Genomic DNA, 14297 nt, shown 5'->3' with positions numbered 1-14297 from the left:
GAGAGCCACGACATGACCGACCTGATCGACCTCACGCCCGCCGCCCGGCACCTGACGCAGCTGCTGGCGGGCGTCACCGACGACCAGTTCCCCGCCCGCACCCCGTGCGAGGACTTCACCGTCGGCGACCTGATCGACCACATCGACAACTTCGCCCTGGCGTTCACCGCCGCCGCCACGAAGGACTTCGGCGAGGTCACCAGGGGTGCCCCGGAGCCCGGCGCCGCGAACCTCGGCCCGGACTGGCGCACCCGCGTCCCCGCGCGCCTGGAGGCGCTGGCCGAGGCGTGGGCCAAGCCCGACGCGTGGGAGGGCACCACGCAGGCGGGCGGCGTCGACCTCCCCGCCGCCGTCATGGGCCGCTTCGGCCTCGACGAACTGGTCATCCACGCCTGGGACCTGGCCCGCGCCACCGGCCAGCCGTTCACCTGCGACCAGCGCTCGCTCGACGTCGTGCACGCCCTGGTCACCCCGCAGCCCAACGGCGACCCCAGCGGCCCCTTCGGTCCTCCAGTCGCGGTCCCCGAGGACGCCCCGCAGCTCGACCGCGTGATCGGCTACACCGGCCGCGACCCGCACTGGACGCCGTGACCGAGCAGGGCCTCGACCAGCCTCACCGGAGCCGTGGTGCGCGGCAGGTCGCTGACCTGCCCGTCACCCAGCTCCACGACCCGCCACACCCCGTCCGACCGCTCCACCAGGTCCACCGTCACGAACGGCAACCCCAGACCCGCGACCAGCGGCGCCACCGCGCTCAGGTCCGGGTCGCCGACCACGTCGTGCGGGGTGTCGGGGTGGGGGCCGACCAGCTCGCACCGCCCGTCCACCCACCACGTGCGGACCTCGGCGGACGTGAAGCGTTCGAACCGACGCAACATGAACCCGCCGGCGAACTCGTCGTCGCGCAGTTCCAGGAACCGGCTCGCCACCGCCCACGCCGCCTCGGCGTCGGCGAGGTCCGGCACCAGCGCGGCCTCGTGCCAGTGGTGCTTCATCGACTTCGTGTAGTCGCGCAACACCGCCGCCCCCGCACCGAGCGCCAACCGGGCCGTATCGAACTCCGTCCGCTCGGCTCCGACGGTCCACACCGACTCCGGCGTCACACCCGCCAACGCCTCGTACCAACCGGGCAACTCGTGCGCCCGCCGATACCGCTCGGCATCGGTCCGCACCGCGACCCCGCGCCGGGCCAACGCCTCGGCGAACCCCGCGTAGTGCTCGGACCGCAACATCCACCCGCGGTACACCGCGTCATCGTCCGCCGGAACCTTGGCAACGGCCCGGTCCACGTCCCCACCGCGCGCGAGCACGTCGTGGTCGACCACCGCCACAGCCACTCCGGCGTCCCGCGCGGCACGGGCCTCACCCGCGAAGTGCTCGTCGGGACGGGCGGGGCGCAGGGGATCGGCGGGCACGAGCAGCAGCATCGCCCGAAACTAGCCGTTCGACGCCGCCGGCTCGACCGAGTTGTCGTGCATCACCACCAGTAGTTGTCCTGGGGCGCGTAAGGCTCCTCCAGCGCGGCGATCTCGCCCGCGGTGAGCGTGAGGTCCAAGGCCGCGACGGCGTCCGCCAGGTGGTTGGGCTTCGTGGCGCCCACGATCGGGCAGGACACGACCGGCTTGGACAACAGCCAGGCGAGGGCGACCTGGGCCATGGGGACGCCACGGGCATCGGCGACCTCCTGGAGGGCGTTCACGACGTGTTCGTCGACGTCGCGGTCGAAGGTCTTGGCGACGGTGTCCGACGACGACCGTGCGGTCCGCTCGCCCCACGGTCGCGCCGCCCTGCCCTTGGCCAGCGGCGAGTACGGGGTCAGGCCGACGCCCTGGTCGAGGCACATCGGGATCATCTCCCGCTCTTCCTCCCGCTTGAGCACGTTGTACTGGTCCTGCATCGCCGAGAACGCCGTCCACCCGTTCACCACGGCGACGTGCTGCATCTTGGCGAACTGCCAGGCCCACATCGACGACGCGCCGAGGTAGCGGACCTTGCCCGCCCTGACCAGGCCGTCCAGGGTGGCCATGGTTTCCGCGACGGGTGTCTCGGGGTCGAAGCGGTGCACGTAGTAGACGTCGATGTGGTCGGTGCCCAGCCGTCGCAGGGAGGCGTCGACCTGTTCGAGGATCGCCGTGCGGGACAGGCCGCTGCCGCCGGGGCCGTCGTGCACCTTCCCGCTGACCTTGGTGGCGAGCACGACGTCCTCGCGGCGGGAGAACGTGGTGATCGCCCGCCCGACCAGTTCTTCCGAGGTGCCGCCCTGGTAGACGTTGGCGGTGTCCCAGAACGTGACACCGAGTTCGACGGCCTGCCGGAAGAACGGGGCCGCGCCGTCCTCATCGAGGGTCCACCCGTGCATTCCGGCGGCCGGGTCGCCGTAGCTCATGCAGCCCAGCCCGATCCGGCTCACCTTCAGACCGGTGTCGCCCAGCCGTGCGTACTCCACTTCATCGCCTCCTGTTGATGGCGCGGTCAGCTCGACGGACTTGTCCCGACGTCCGCCCACGTCGCCAGCAGGGTCAGCGCGTCGCGCGACGCGCTGCCGGGCTCGGCGCTGTAGGTGGTGAGGCTCAGGCCGGGGTCGCCGGGCAGCGGCAGCACCTCGAACGCGAGGCTCAGGTCGCCGACGGCGGGGTGGTGGAAGTCCTTGACCCCGTGGTGGTGCAGGCGCACCTGGTGCGCCGCCCAGCGGACGCGGAACTCGTCGCTGCGCGTGGACAGCTCGCCGACGAGGTCCGACAGGTCCCGGTCGTAGGGGTCGCGGCCCGCGGCCGTGCGCAGCGTCGCGACGGTCGTGTTCGCGACCTCGCCCCAGTCGACGTAGAAGTCGAGCGCGCGCGAGTCCAGGAACGCGAACCGGGCGAGGTTCCTCGGTGGCTCGGGGTCGTCCGGCCCCCACGAGTACAGCGCACGGGCGAGCCGGTTGGCCGCGACGACGTCCAGGCGCGCGGTGACCACGAACGCGGGCACGTCGGCCATCGCGTCGAGCAGGTGCCGCACCGCGGGCCGCACCCGCTGCCGCGTCCGCCGGACACGAGCGGTGGTGTTCACCGCGCGGGCCAGGTCGTGCAGGTGCTCGCGCTCGGCCTCGTCCAGCCGCAACGCGCGGGCCAGCCCGTCCAGCACGCTCTCCGAGACGCCCGCCAGGTTCCCGCGTTCGAGCCGCGTGTAGTAGTCGACGCTGACCCCGGCCAGCAGCGCCACCTCCTCGCGCCGCAACCCCGTGACGCGCCGGTTGCGGCCGTAGAGCGACAGCCCCGCCTGCTCCGGCGTGATCGCGGCCCGTCGGCTGGCGAGGAATTGGCGCACGTCGGCCCTGTTGTCCACGCCGTCCAGGCTAGGACCGCCCGCCCGGACGAGGGAGGTTCTGCCGGTACCGGTCAGAACGGGTCCTCCCGCGCCCACCGCCGACCCGGTTGCCTGGACCGCACCCACTCGACGACACGAGGACGTGCACGGCATGACTGACAAGAAGGTCTGGTTCATCACCGGAGCCGGACGCGGCTTGGGCGCGGACGTCGCCAGGGCCGCACTCGCCGCGGGCCACGCGGTCGTGGCCACCGGCCGCGACACCGACCGGGTCGCCCGCGCGGTCGGCGACGCCGACGACCTGCTCGTGACCCGGCTCGACATCACCAGCGCGGACGAGGCGCGCGCCGCCGTGCGGGCCGCCGTCGACCGGTTCGGCCGGATCGACGTCCTGGTCAACAACGCCGCCGCCGCGCAACTGGGGTTCTTCGAGGAGACCAGCCCCGAACTCTTCGAACGGCACTTGGCCACGAACCTGCTCGGCCCGATCACCGTCACCCGCGCCGTGCTGCCCGTGCTGCGCGCGCAGCGGTCCGGCCTGGTCATGACGATCAGCTCCACGTCCGGCTTGCAGGGCATGGAGTTCATCTCCGCCTACGCCACCGCCAAGTTCGGCCTGGAGGGCTGGATGGAGTCCCTCGCGCCGGAGATCGCCCCCTACGGGATCGGCGCGACCCTCGTCGAGCCCGGCGCGTTCCGCACCGAGCTGCTCAGCGAGGAGTCGTCGACCTACGGCGACCACCCGGTCGACGACTACGCCGACCGCACCGCCGAGGCGGTGGCGTGGTGGCGGTCGTTCCACGGCGCGCAGGACGGCGACCCGGCCAAGCTCGCCGCCGCCCTGGTGACCGTGGCCGCGCTGGAGAAGCCGCCGCTGCGGTTCATCGCCGGAACGGACGCCGTCGGCGTGGCCGAGCGGAAGGCGGCCGACCTGCGGGCGCAGGTGGACGCCTTCCGCGACCTGTCACTGGCGCTGGATCACCCGCGGAAGTAGGGCGTCACCCAGTAGTTGCTGTCGTGCCACGAGTCGGTGGGGAAGCCCCCGTCGACGCCGTAGTGGTAGACACCCGCGCCGTGCACGCCGTCGTGCGGTGCGATGAACGGCGCGTTCACCACGGTCCCGGTGAAGAAGTCCTCCGACCCCACGTACCCGCCGGCGGGCGTGTAGTACGAGACGACGTAGTCGGTGCCCGCCGTCACCGGGACCGGGGTCGGCAGCGTGACCTTCGTGCTGAACCCGGTGGCCGTGCTCGCCTGCTCGGCCAGCAGGTCGCCTTCGCCCGACCACACCCGCGCGGTGATCGCGCCCTGGTAGTCGCCGCGGATCACGGACACCGCCGTGATCAGGCCCGGCCGGTCGAACCGCACCCGCGTGCCCAGTTCGACCGGCTCGGTGTCCGGGTCGTGGGGGTAGGTGAACGCGGACAGCCAGAAGCCGCAGTCGTTGCAGGAGACCGGGGGAGGGGATCCGGCGACGCCGACGTGCAGCGTCCTCGCCACGGTCGGCGGACCGACCACCGAGTTCGTCGACGACCGCGCCACCACCGTCAGGACCCCCGGCTCGGTCGGGGTGTAGGCGTAGCGCCACGACTCCCTGGTGCCCACCTCGAACCAGGTCCCACCGCCGTCCACGCTCAGCTCGACCGAGATGATCCCACCTGCCTCGCCGTTCCACGCGTTGCCGGTGAACAGGACCGGAACGCCGACCTCCACCGCCGCCCCGGTGGTCGGCGTCTGGATCGCGGCCCGAGGCGCGTCGGCCGACGCGGGCGTCGTGCCGGACAGGACGAGCGTGACCGCCGCGACCACCGCGGCCAGCCTGGGTAACCAGGACATGCGCACTCCCTAGGGGCAGAACGGGAACAGACCCGTTCTGCCCCCACCGGGGAGATCGTCTACCGGCTGCGGGCCGCTACGCGCTCAGCTCACCGGTACCGGTCTGGCGTAGTACTCCTGCACACGGGTGATCCAGTAGTAGCCGTCGGTGGGCGCGTCCACCGGCACGGCCGAGGTGTTGGCGGGCTGGGGGACACCGCGGGTCGCGGTGCCGACACCCGCGCCCATGAGGATCGACACGACCCCTGCGGCCGCCGCCTCCTGGAAGTGCGACCCCCACGTCACCGTCGAACCGCTGACGGTCAGCTTCGGGTCGCGCCACTCGTTGCGGGTGAAGTACTCCAGCCGCGCGCCGGACGCGGTGAAGCTGTCGCCGAAGAAGAACGTCGACGCGGAGTCCTCGCACTGCTGCATGGTGTTCGGCAGCACCGGGAACCGGCCGGAGGAGTTGTACTCCGTCGGACTGGTCCTGGTGGTGCCGTTGATGTGGCCCACCGGCACCTGCCAGAGCACGACCGGCAGCGACAGCGTCTGCTTCAACGTCTTGGCGAACAGCAGGTAGTTGTTCCACAGGTCGTTGTTCCAGAACCACGTGGCCCGCGCCGGGTCGCCCGCCAGGCTCGGCTCCGCGCACATCGCGTCGAGGCCGTACTTGTCGATCGACACGAACTCCGCCGCGTACCCGACACCCGCCTTCAACGCGAACGTGGCGTTCGCGCGGGCGTTGTCCACGATCCGCTGCTTGCCCGCCTCGAACCCGAACGCCTCGGTGGAGTGCACGATCCCGTTGCCCGGCGCGCCGGAGGCCGCCCACAGGTTGAGCTGCCAGCCCAGGAAGGCGTGCGGCGTGTGCTTCTTGAGCGCGTAGTTCATCGCCTTCACGAACCCGGTGAGGGTGTTCGGGAAGTCCGGGTCCACGCCGCGCACGAGCGCGCCGGAGTCGTAGGCGCCGCTGGTCGCGGCGGGCATCCGCTCCGGGTCGTTGCCGTAGGTGCCGGCGTACTGCTGGAGCAGGTAGCCCAGCGTGTCCGGCTCCAGCACGTAGCCGACGTTCCCGGACCCCATGATGTTCGTGGCCGTGGTCGCGATCTCCTTCAGACCACCGAACACCTGGTTCACGTAGCTCGAGCTCTGGAGGTTCGACCACATGACGCTCGGCGAGTCGCTGTTGCCGCCCATGGCGTACACGACGAACACCGGCGTCAGCCCGTTCGCCTTGCTCTTGCCCGCCAACCGCTCCGCGCGGCCCTTCCACTCGGCGATCTGCTGGCCGCCGTTGAGGTACAGGTACCCGTAGTCGACGTTCGAGCCCGCGGGGAACCGCGGCTTCACCTTGGCGAAGAACCGGTCGGTCCCGTCGAACGGCTCGTAGACCGTGCCGACCGACAGGTACGGCGGATGCCACCCGGCGGGCGGCGGACCACCCGCGTCGGTCTTCACCGACACCGCCGCGCTCGCGCCGGACAAGTTCCCGGCGGCGTCCTTGGCCCGCACGGTGAACACGTACGTCGTCTCCGGCGACAACCCGCTCACCGTCGCCGTCAACCCGGTCGCCGTGGTCGCGGGCAGCCCGTCGCGGTACACCTCGTAGGAGGCGACCCCCACGTTGTCCGTCGAGGCGTTCCACGCCAACGACACCGTGTTCGCCGTCTTCGCCGTGGACCGCGCGTTCTGCGGCACCGAGGGCGCGGTGGTGTCGTCCGGCGTGCTGCCGTCGCACGCCTTGCCGTTCAACTTGCAGTTCGACGGCACCGCACTGGCCCCACCGGGCGTCCCGTTGAACCCGAACGACGCCGTCTGACCGGGCGCCAACGTCCCGTTCCACCCCTTGTCGACGAACGTGAAGTGACTGCCGGCCTGCGTCATCGTGGCGTCCCAGGAACTCCCGATGGCCGAGCCGGAAGGAAGATCGAATTCCACCTTCCACCCGCTCACGGTGGAGGTCCCGGTGTTCTTCACGGTGTACTCCCCGGAAAACCCGGACCCCCAGTCCGACACCTTCCGGAACACGGCGGAAGGCCCAGCGGCCCCAGCCGGACCAGCGAAAACCAACAACCCGGCCACGACGACAACCGCCGTCCCCAGAGCCGTCAAGGAGCGTCTGCCCATTCTTCCTCGATCCGGTCGTGGCGGCGGCCAGAATGCTCGGAAGTGTGGTCTAGACCTCTACGGAAAACAAGGGGTTGACGGCACCTGACCTGGGAAACGCCGAAACCGGAGCCCCGCCGCGGGCGTGTGCGGCGGGGCTCCGGTCACGGCCCGGCGCTCAGGAGGAGTGCGGGCACGTGTCGCGGTACTCGGCGATCGTCAGGCTCGGCGACGGGGCCGGGCAGAGGAACTGCTCGTAGCGGGTGTCGTTGTCGATGAAGCGCTTCAGCCACGAGATGCTGTACTTCGCGATCGTCGTGTTCGAGCTGTTCGGCGTGAAGTGCGTCGCGCCCCGCAGCTCGAGGTACGCCTTGTCCAAAGTGGACGGCAGGGTGTTGTAGAACGGCGACGAGTGCGACGCCACCGGCGCGATGGTGTCGCCGTCCGCGCCGACCACCAGCGTCGGCACGCGGACGTCGCCCCACGTCTTGTCGGTGTGCCACCCGGTCAACGGGATCGCCGCCTGGAGCGACGGGCGCTGCGCGGCCGCTCGCAGGGTGCCGCCACCGCCCATCGAGTGACCCATCACGCCGAGCCGGGTGGCGTCGATCCGGGTGCGGACCGTGCTGCGCTGGGTCAGGTAGTCCAACGCCGCCAACAACTGCGTCGCCCGGCTGTCGGGCTGGTCGAGCGTGGTGATCGTGTCGATGGTGAACACCACGAAGCCCTGCGAGGCGATGCGCGGGCCCAGCCACGAGATCGACGACTGGGTCCCGGTGTAGCCGGGGGAGACCGCGATGGCCCCGAACGTGCCCGACGCGGTGCTGGTCGGGTAGTAGATCGTGCCGCCGCCGAAACCGCTGACGGACAACGACGACACCGAGGTCGACGAGGTCGCGAACGAGCCGCGGGACGCCTCGATGCTGGAGTTGGTCGGTGCGGGGCCGCGCTCGTAGGGGTTTTCCGCGGCACTGGCAGGGGAGGCCGTGACGGCGGCGCCCAGGAGGGCCGCCGTCAGGGTCACCGTCGTGAAAACGCTGCGAAGCTGCACGTCGTTGTACACCCCGAATCGTGGAGGAGGGGACCTGTGCCGTGTCGGGACTGTTACCGGCACGTCTCATCCTGGTGTCCCCGCCCGCCGCTCCGCATCGGTGCAACCACTAGCCCACCAGTTTGACCTCCTCCGGAGTGGGCCGCTTCTCGCTGTAGGACTTCACCTCACCGGTCTGCGTGTCCGTGGTCTTGGCCTCCTGCAACGTCTTCACGCTGCCGTCCGCCTCGATCCGGAACACCAGCGCGCCCGTGTAGCCCGCGTGGTCGTCCTTGCCGTACGCGAACGGCGTGAGCCCCGGACCCTTCAGCTCACCCGACGACATCGCGTCGAGGAGCTTCTGCCGCGTCAGGTCCTTGCCCGCGGCCTTGAGCGCCTGCGAGAACGTGTAGGCCTGCACCATCCCGTACACCAGCGTGTCCGTGAACGCCTCCTGCGGGATGTACTTGTCGTGGATCCCCTTGAAGAACGTCGTCCACGCGTCGTCGCCGCCGCGCACGCTCGGCAGGTACCGCGTGCCGATGATGCCCGTCAGCAGCGCCCCGCCGGACACCTGCGCCCCGCCCTGCTTCGCGAACTGCTCCACCAGCCCGGTCAGCGTCGCCGGGTCCGCGCCGATGCTGGACACCACGAGCTGCGGCTTGTAGCCGATCTTCAACGTCGTCAGGATCGTCAACGCCATGAACGCCGGGATGCACTCGCACACCACGACTTCCGCGCCCGCCGCCTGCAACGCCGAGATCTGCGGCGTCACGTCGGTGTTGGCCGGGTCGTAGGTCTTGCGCTCCACGATCTGGTCCTTGATGAACTGGTCGAGCCCCTTCTGCGTGTCCGTGCCGACGTCGTCGCCCTGCACCAGCAGCCCGACCTTCTTGCCCGCGAAGTTGTCCTTGATGTACTGCCCCTGGATCTTGCCCTCACGGGTGTAGTCCAGCTGGTACCCGAAGGTGTTCGGGTGCTTCTCCGGCGAGTTCCACAGCAGCGCGCCCGACGAGACCAGCACGTCCGGCACGCCCTCGCCGGTCAGGTAGTCCAGCACCTTCGAGTGCGTCGGCGTGCCAAGCCCACCGACGATCGCGAACACCTTGTCCTGCAGCACGAGCTTCTTGACGACCTCGACCGTCTTGGTCGGGTTGTACCCGTCGTCCTCGACCTTGTAGGTGATCTTCCGCCCGTTGATCCCACCGCTGTCGTTGACGTAGTCGTAGACCGCCTTCGCACCAACGGAAATCCTGCTGTAGCCCGGCGCGGCGGGCCCGGTCAACGGCTGGTGCGTGCCGATGACCACCTCGGTGTCGGTGACCCCCGGCGCGGGCTCACCCTTCTGGGCCCCGCTGTTCGCGGGCGTCTCACCCGCACCACCACACGCCGCGAGCACCAGTGCGGAGGCCAGCGCGACCGCCAGGACGGAACGACTGCTTCTCATAGAGACTCCCATCGGTGGAGACCCCGGCGTCGCTGCCGGGGATGAACCGGTCCCGCATCGCCCGACCACCCGAGCGGCGACATGTCGGCTACCCCGAAACGTCGGCGATGTTGACCAAGTGGAAAAGACAGGACGACTTGGCGTTCCTGGTCGACGTGTCGTCGGTGCCGCTGCAACAGACTTTGCGACACCTGCAACTGGCGTTCACGGCGTTCCGGAGCAAGCGAGCCCGGCACCCGAGGTTCAAGTCCCGCAAGCGCGGCCGTGGGAGCGCGGAGTTCACCCGTTCGGCGTTCCGCTGGCGGGACGGGCACTTGTGGTTGGCGAAGCTGGACCAGCCGCTGGCGATCGTGTGGTCCCGGCCGCTGCCGGAGGGAGCCGAGCCCTCGACCGTGACGGTGTCGCGGGACGCCGCAGGCCGCTGGTTCTGCTCGATCCTGGTCGAGACCAGCGTCGAACACCTGCCCGCGGTGACCGCGGAAGTCGGTGTCGACGCCGGACTGACGGCGCTGGTCACCTTGTCGACCGGGGAGAAGATCGCCAACCCACGTCACGAGCGAGCTGACCGCCTGCGCTTGGCAAGGGCGCAGAAGGCGCTGTCGCGCAAGCAGAAAGGGTCTGAAAACCGAGCGAAGGCCCGTGTCCGGGTAGCGCGCGTCTACGCGCGGGTGGCGGACCGGCGCCGCGACCACCTGCACAAGTTGTCCACTCGACTCGTTCGTGAGAACCAAACGATCGTGATCGAGGACTTGGCAGTGACCAATATGGTGAAGAACCGGTCGTTGGCCCGAGCGGTCTCGGATGTGGCGTGGTCGGAGTTGCGGTCGATGATCGAGTACAAGGCCGCGTGGTACGGGCGCACGGTGATCGTGCTGGACCGGTGGTACCCGTCCAGCACGACCTGCGGCAAGTGCGGGCATCTGCTCGACACCCTGCCGCTCGGTGTGCGGGACTGGACCTGTCCCGGTTGCGCTGCCGTGCACGATCGGGACGTCAACGCGTCCCGTGTCATTCTGGCCGCCGGGCGGGCGGTCGCAGCCTGTGGAGACGGTGTCAGACCACACCGGCGTTAGTTGGTGGGGCAACTGTCGCGACCTCCCTTCGGGGAGCGGAAGCAGGAACCGTCCGCTGCGAGGCGGACAGGAACCCCGGCCTTCGGGCCGGGGGAAACGTCAAGTTTCTCCTCGTTGAGACGGAGACTGAGACGGGTTCGGGCGTCGTACCCGGACCCACACCTTGCGCAGGCCGCCTTGGATCCCCGCCGGGAAGGCGAGGACGATCACGATGAGCACCACGCCGTACAGGGCGAGCGGGAGGTTGTCGGAGATGTCGGTGCGCAGGTCCAGCAGGTCGGCGAGGTCGTCGGTCCACACCTGGAAGTAGACGAGCGCCAGCGCCCCCCACAGCGCCCCCCACAGGCTGCCCAGGCCGCCCAGCACGAGCGCCGCCAGCAGCGACAGCGACAGCGCCACCGTGAACGACCCCGGCGCGGCCGTGCCCAGCAGGAACGCCTGCAAACCGCCCGCCAGCCCGCCGCACGCCGAACTCACCAGGAACGCCAGGATCTTCGTCCGTCCCACGTGGACACCCGCCAACGACGCCGCGACCTCGTCGTCGCGCACCGCCCGCAGCGTCCGGCCGAGCTTGCCGCGCGCCAGGTTCGCCAGGAACACCAGCGCCAGCAGCACCGCCAGCCACACGATCCACGCCTGCCACCGGGTCGGCGGCACGCCCGCCAACGCCGCGGGCTGGCTGTTCACCGTGAAGCTCAACCCGTTGCTGCCCGCGAACAGGTCGGGGAACCGTTGTGCCACAGCGGGAAGCCCCACGGCCAGCGCCAGCGTCGCACCGGCCAGGTACGGCCCGCGCAACCGCGCGGCCGCCGCGCCCGCCAGCAGCCCGGCGATCCCGCCCGCGACGGTCGCCAGCAGCAGGTCCGCCCAGATCGGGAACGACGGCACCCGCTTCACCAGCAGCGCCACGGTGTACGCGCCGATGAACATGAAAGCGCCGTGCCCCAACGACACCTGCCCGTTGAACCCGGTCAGCAGCGCCAACCCGGCCACCGCGACCAGGTAGTAGCCCACGGTCGCGATCCGCAGGTTCGTGAACGGGTCGGTCGCCACCGTCAGCAGGACCAGCAGCACCAGACAACCCAAGGCTGCCAGCAGGTGCACGACGATCGGGGGAAGGTTCTTCACACTCGCCTCGCGGTTGCTCGACCGAACAGACCCGCCGGACGGACCGCCAGCACGGCGACCAGGATCGCCAACGCCGCCAGCGGCACCAGTTCCGGCCCGAACAGCCCGGACACGTACGACAGCCCGATCCCCAACCCCAACCCGCCGACGATCGTGCCGAGCGGGTTGTCCAACCCGCCCAGCACCGCCGCCGTGAGCGCGAACACGAACACCTCGTCGAGCGCGGTCGGCGAGATGAACGGGGGAATGGCCAGCATCCCGGCCAGCGAGCCCACGCCCGCCGCCAGACCCCAGCCGATCGTCAGCATCACCCCGACCCGCACGCCCACCAGCCGCGCCACCTCGGGGTTGAACGCCGCCGCCCGCATCCGCAGGCCCAGCGGCGTGAACTTGAACAGCAGCAGCACTCCGGCGGCCGTCACCACGACGGCCAGCACCGCGAACAGGTCCGCCGCGGCGAACCGGCCGCGGAAGTCGAACGCGTAGGAGAACGCGTGCGGCTCGTTCGACCAGATCATCCCGGCCACGGCCTGCAACACCAGCAGCAGGCCCAACGTGGCGATGATCGCGCTCAACTCGCCCGCGTCGCGCAGCGGCCGGATCAGCAGCCGCTCCACCACGACCCCCAGCAGCGTGCCGACGACGATCGCCGCCGCGAAGCCGAGCCAGTAGCTTCCCGTGCCCTTCGTGACGGAGTACGCCACGTAGCTGGAGATCAGCGCCAGCGCGGGCTGCGCGAAGTTCACCACGCGGGTGGCGCGGTAGATGATCACCAGTGACAGCCCCAGCGCGGCGTAGACCGCCCCGCTGGACAGGCCGCCCAGGGTCAGGTTCACGAACGTGGTCATCCCGGACCCCTTCCGATCAGAAACCGAGGTAGGCGTGGCGGAGCTGGTCGTCGGCCAGCAGCGTGTCGGCGTCGTCCGACGCCACCACCGCACCGAGGCCCAGCACGAAACCGTGGTCGGAGATGGACAGCGCGCTGCGCGCGTTCTGCTCGACCAGCAGCACGGTCAACCCGGTGGCGGCCCGCAGGTCCCGCAGCACCGCCATGATCTTCGCGGCGACCAGCGGTGCCAACCCGAGCGACGGCTCGTCCAGCAGCAGCATCCGCGGTCGGCCCATCAGCCCGCGGCCGATCGCCAGCATCTGCCGCTCGCCGCCGGACAACGTGCCCGCAGCCTTCGCCCGCCGGGGGACCAGCGGCGGGAACAGCTCCAGCACCTCGGCCAGCGCCGCGCCCCGGTCCGCCTTGTCCTTGCGCCACAACGCGCCCAGCCGCAGGTTCTCCTCCACGGTCAGCTCCGGGATCACCCCGCCGCCCTCGGGCACGTGCGCGATCCCGAACCGCGCGATCCGGTCCGTCGACAACGCCGTCACGTCCTCGCCGAACGCCGTGATCCGCCCCGAACTCGGCCGCACCAGCCCGCTGACCACCCGCAGCAGCGTCGTCTTGCCCGCCCCGTTCGCGCCGAGGATGGCGGTGATGCTGCCCTCCTCGACCTTCAGCGTCACGTCCGACAGCGCGCGCACCAACCCGTAGTGCGCCGTCAGCCCCGCGATCTCAAGCACTCGGCAGCTCCTCGGGCGTGGTGCCGAGGTACGCGTCGGCGACGGCGGGGTCGACGCGCACCTCGTCGGGGGTGCCGGACGCGATGACCTCACCGAAGTCGAGCACCACGACCTCGTCGCACACCCGCATCACCAGGTCCATGTGGTGCTCCACCAGCACGACCGCGGTCGACTCGGTCAACCCCCGGATCCGCTCGGCCAGCTCGTCCATCTCCCCGGAGGACAGCCCGCTGGCCGGTTCGTCGAGCAGCAACAACTCCGGCTCCGACACCAGCGCACGAGCCAACGCCACGCGCTTGCGCACGCCGTAGGGCAGCGCGCCGGGATGCAGGTGCGCCACGTGGGCGACGTCCAGCTCCGTCAACACCGCCATCGACCGCTCCCGCAACTCCCGCTCGTCGCGCGCCGACTTCCCGGTCCCCAGCAACGACGCCAACGCCCCGGTCCGCGCGAGCCTCCCCGCACCGGTCATCACGTTCTCGAGCACGGTCAACCCACCGAACAACCCGAGCCCCTGCAACGTCCGCGCGATCCCGAGCCCGGCCAGCTGGTCGGGCCGGTGCCTGCGCAACAACCGCCCCTTCCACCGCAACTCCCCGGTGTTGGGCCGGATGAACCCGCACACGACGTTGAACAACGTCGTCTTGCCCGCCCCGTTCGGCCCGATGACCCCGACGACGGTGTTGGGTCGAATGGCGAGGGACACTTCACGCAGCGCCACCAGCCCGCCGAACCGGACCGTGACACCGCCTACGTCCAGCAACTTCTCGTGGGAAGTGATCGTCATGGGCCTGCTTCCACGTACCGGCGGTGG

General features: G+C 70.5%; 14 protein-coding genes. 3 read left to right on the top strand and 11 right to left on the bottom strand.

The annotated features are described in order from the left end of the window. The first annotated feature begins 12 nt into the window (after positions 1 to 12). On the top strand, positions 13 to 591 hold the full coding sequence (locus tag ACFWW9_RS10390; protein WP_390374264.1) for a TIGR03086 family metal-binding protein: 579 nt from the start codon (positions 13 to 15) through the stop codon (positions 589 to 591). Here ACFWW9_RS10390 and ACFWW9_RS10385 read toward each other — a convergent pair. Genes ACFWW9_RS10385 through ACFWW9_RS10375 form a run of 3 tightly spaced genes read right to left on the bottom strand, consistent with a single transcriptional unit; the run spans position 558 to position 3336 of the window. Further along, positions 558 to 1427 (bottom strand): ATP-grasp domain-containing protein, encoded by an 870-nt coding sequence (locus tag ACFWW9_RS10385; protein ID WP_390374261.1) that lies wholly within the window; start codon positions 1425 to 1427, stop codon positions 558 to 560. The genes ACFWW9_RS10390 and ACFWW9_RS10385 overlap by 34 nt on opposite strands. A 50-nt stretch (positions 1428 to 1477) precedes the next feature. Beyond that, on the bottom strand, positions 1478 to 2446 hold the full coding sequence (locus ACFWW9_RS10380) for an aldo/keto reductase (RefSeq protein ID WP_390374258.1): 969 nt from the start codon (positions 2444 to 2446) through the stop codon (positions 1478 to 1480). Between the two features lie 26 nt (positions 2447 to 2472). Further along, a complete protein-coding gene (locus ACFWW9_RS10375; protein ID WP_390374368.1) occupies positions 2473 to 3336 on the bottom strand; it encodes a helix-turn-helix transcriptional regulator in 864 nt (287 codons plus the stop codon). 124 nt (positions 3337 to 3460) lie between these two features. On the opposite strand from ACFWW9_RS10375, the gene ACFWW9_RS10370 reads away from it, so the two are divergent. Then, a complete protein-coding gene (locus tag ACFWW9_RS10370; RefSeq protein WP_390374255.1) occupies positions 3461 to 4303 on the top strand; it encodes an SDR family NAD(P)-dependent oxidoreductase in 843 nt (280 codons plus the stop codon). On the opposite strand, the gene ACFWW9_RS10365 is transcribed toward ACFWW9_RS10370, so the two are convergent. From ACFWW9_RS10365 to ACFWW9_RS10350, 4 genes are all read right to left on the bottom strand, one after another. Beyond that, on the bottom strand, positions 4288 to 5145 hold the full coding sequence (locus ACFWW9_RS10365; RefSeq protein WP_390374254.1) for a DUF4082 domain-containing protein: 858 nt from the start codon (positions 5143 to 5145) through the stop codon (positions 4288 to 4290). The genes ACFWW9_RS10370 and ACFWW9_RS10365 overlap by 16 nt on opposite strands. Before the next feature lie 84 nt (positions 5146 to 5229). Continuing rightward, complete coding sequence (locus ACFWW9_RS10360; RefSeq protein ID WP_390374252.1) at positions 5230 to 7254, bottom strand: cellulose binding domain-containing protein; 2025 nt, start codon at positions 7252 to 7254, stop codon at positions 5230 to 5232. Positions 7255 to 7411: 157 nt separating this feature from the next. Next, positions 7412 to 8257 carry an alpha/beta hydrolase family protein gene (locus ACFWW9_RS10355; RefSeq protein WP_390374366.1) on the bottom strand — a complete coding sequence of 282 codons (846 nt, stop codon included), beginning with the start codon at positions 8255 to 8257 and terminating at the stop codon, positions 7412 to 7414. A gap of 136 nt (positions 8258 to 8393) precedes the next feature. Further along, positions 8394 to 9710 carry an ABC transporter substrate-binding protein gene (locus ACFWW9_RS10350; RefSeq protein WP_390374249.1) on the bottom strand — a complete coding sequence of 439 codons (1317 nt, stop codon included), beginning with the start codon at positions 9708 to 9710 and terminating at the stop codon, positions 8394 to 8396. Between the two features lie 41 nt (positions 9711 to 9751). On the opposite strand from ACFWW9_RS10350, the gene ACFWW9_RS10345 reads away from it, so the two are divergent. Next, the gene (locus ACFWW9_RS10345; protein WP_390374364.1) at positions 9752 to 10783 is read left to right on the top strand and encodes an RNA-guided endonuclease InsQ/TnpB family protein; all 1032 of its coding nucleotides are present in this window, start codon (positions 9752 to 9754) and stop codon (positions 10781 to 10783) included. 99 nt (positions 10784 to 10882) lie between these two features. Here ACFWW9_RS10345 and ACFWW9_RS10340 read toward each other — a convergent pair whose 3' ends face one another. The 4 genes from ACFWW9_RS10340 to ACFWW9_RS10325 are packed head-to-tail and all read right to left on the bottom strand — an operon-like array spanning position 10883 to position 14270. Beyond that, on the bottom strand, positions 10883 to 11911 hold the full coding sequence (locus ACFWW9_RS10340; RefSeq protein ID WP_390374247.1) for a branched-chain amino acid ABC transporter permease: 1029 nt from the start codon (positions 11909 to 11911) through the stop codon (positions 10883 to 10885). Further along, complete coding sequence (locus ACFWW9_RS10335) at positions 11908 to 12759, bottom strand: branched-chain amino acid ABC transporter permease (RefSeq protein ID WP_390374245.1); 852 nt, start codon at positions 12757 to 12759, stop codon at positions 11908 to 11910. Before ACFWW9_RS10335 ends, ACFWW9_RS10340 begins: the two co-directional genes overlap by 4 nt. 16 nt (positions 12760 to 12775) lie before the next feature. Then, positions 12776 to 13483: an ABC transporter ATP-binding protein gene (locus tag ACFWW9_RS10330; protein WP_390374242.1), complete on the bottom strand. Its 708-nt coding sequence runs from the start codon at positions 13481 to 13483 to the stop codon at positions 12776 to 12778. Next, the gene (locus ACFWW9_RS10325) at positions 13476 to 14270 is read right to left on the bottom strand and encodes an ABC transporter ATP-binding protein (RefSeq protein ID WP_390374239.1); all 795 of its coding nucleotides are present in this window, start codon (positions 14268 to 14270) and stop codon (positions 13476 to 13478) included. Before ACFWW9_RS10325 ends, ACFWW9_RS10330 begins: the two co-directional genes overlap by 8 nt. Positions 14271 to 14297 lie beyond the last annotated feature (27 nt).

Source organism: Umezawaea sp. NPDC059074 (assembly GCF_042738955.1).
Lineage (GTDB): Bacteria > Actinomycetota > Actinomycetes > Mycobacteriales > Pseudonocardiaceae > Umezawaea.
This window is presented reverse-complemented; position numbering and strand designations above follow the sequence as displayed.

Excerpts from the sequence above, each read along its gene's own strand:
- ACFWW9_RS10335 (WP_390374245.1), bottom strand. The coding sequence starts at position 12,759 with ATGACCACGTTCGTGAACCTGACCCTGGGCGGCCTGTCCAGCGGGGCG.
- ACFWW9_RS10370 (WP_390374255.1), top strand. The coding sequence starts at position 3,461 with ATGACTGACAAGAAGGTCTGGTTCATCACCGGAGCCGGACGCGGCTTG.
- ACFWW9_RS10345 (WP_390374364.1), top strand. The coding sequence starts at position 9,752 with ATGAACCGGTCCCGCATCGCCCGACCACCCGAGCGGCGACATGTCGGC.
- ACFWW9_RS10385 (WP_390374261.1), bottom strand. The coding sequence starts at position 1,427 with ATGCTGCTGCTCGTGCCCGCCGATCCCCTGCGCCCCGCCCGTCCCGAC.
- ACFWW9_RS10390 (WP_390374264.1), top strand. The coding sequence starts at position 13 with ATGACCGACCTGATCGACCTCACGCCCGCCGCCCGGCACCTGACGCAG.
- ACFWW9_RS10360 (WP_390374252.1), bottom strand. The coding sequence starts at position 7,254 with ATGGGCAGACGCTCCTTGACGGCTCTGGGGACGGCGGTTGTCGTCGTG.
- ACFWW9_RS10365 (WP_390374254.1), bottom strand. The coding sequence starts at position 5,145 with ATGTCCTGGTTACCCAGGCTGGCCGCGGTGGTCGCGGCGGTCACGCTC.
- ACFWW9_RS10350 (WP_390374249.1), bottom strand. The coding sequence starts at position 9,710 with ATGAGAAGCAGTCGTTCCGTCCTGGCGGTCGCGCTGGCCTCCGCACTG.
- ACFWW9_RS10325 (WP_390374239.1), bottom strand. The coding sequence starts at position 14,270 with ATGACGATCACTTCCCACGAGAAGTTGCTGGACGTAGGCGGTGTCACG.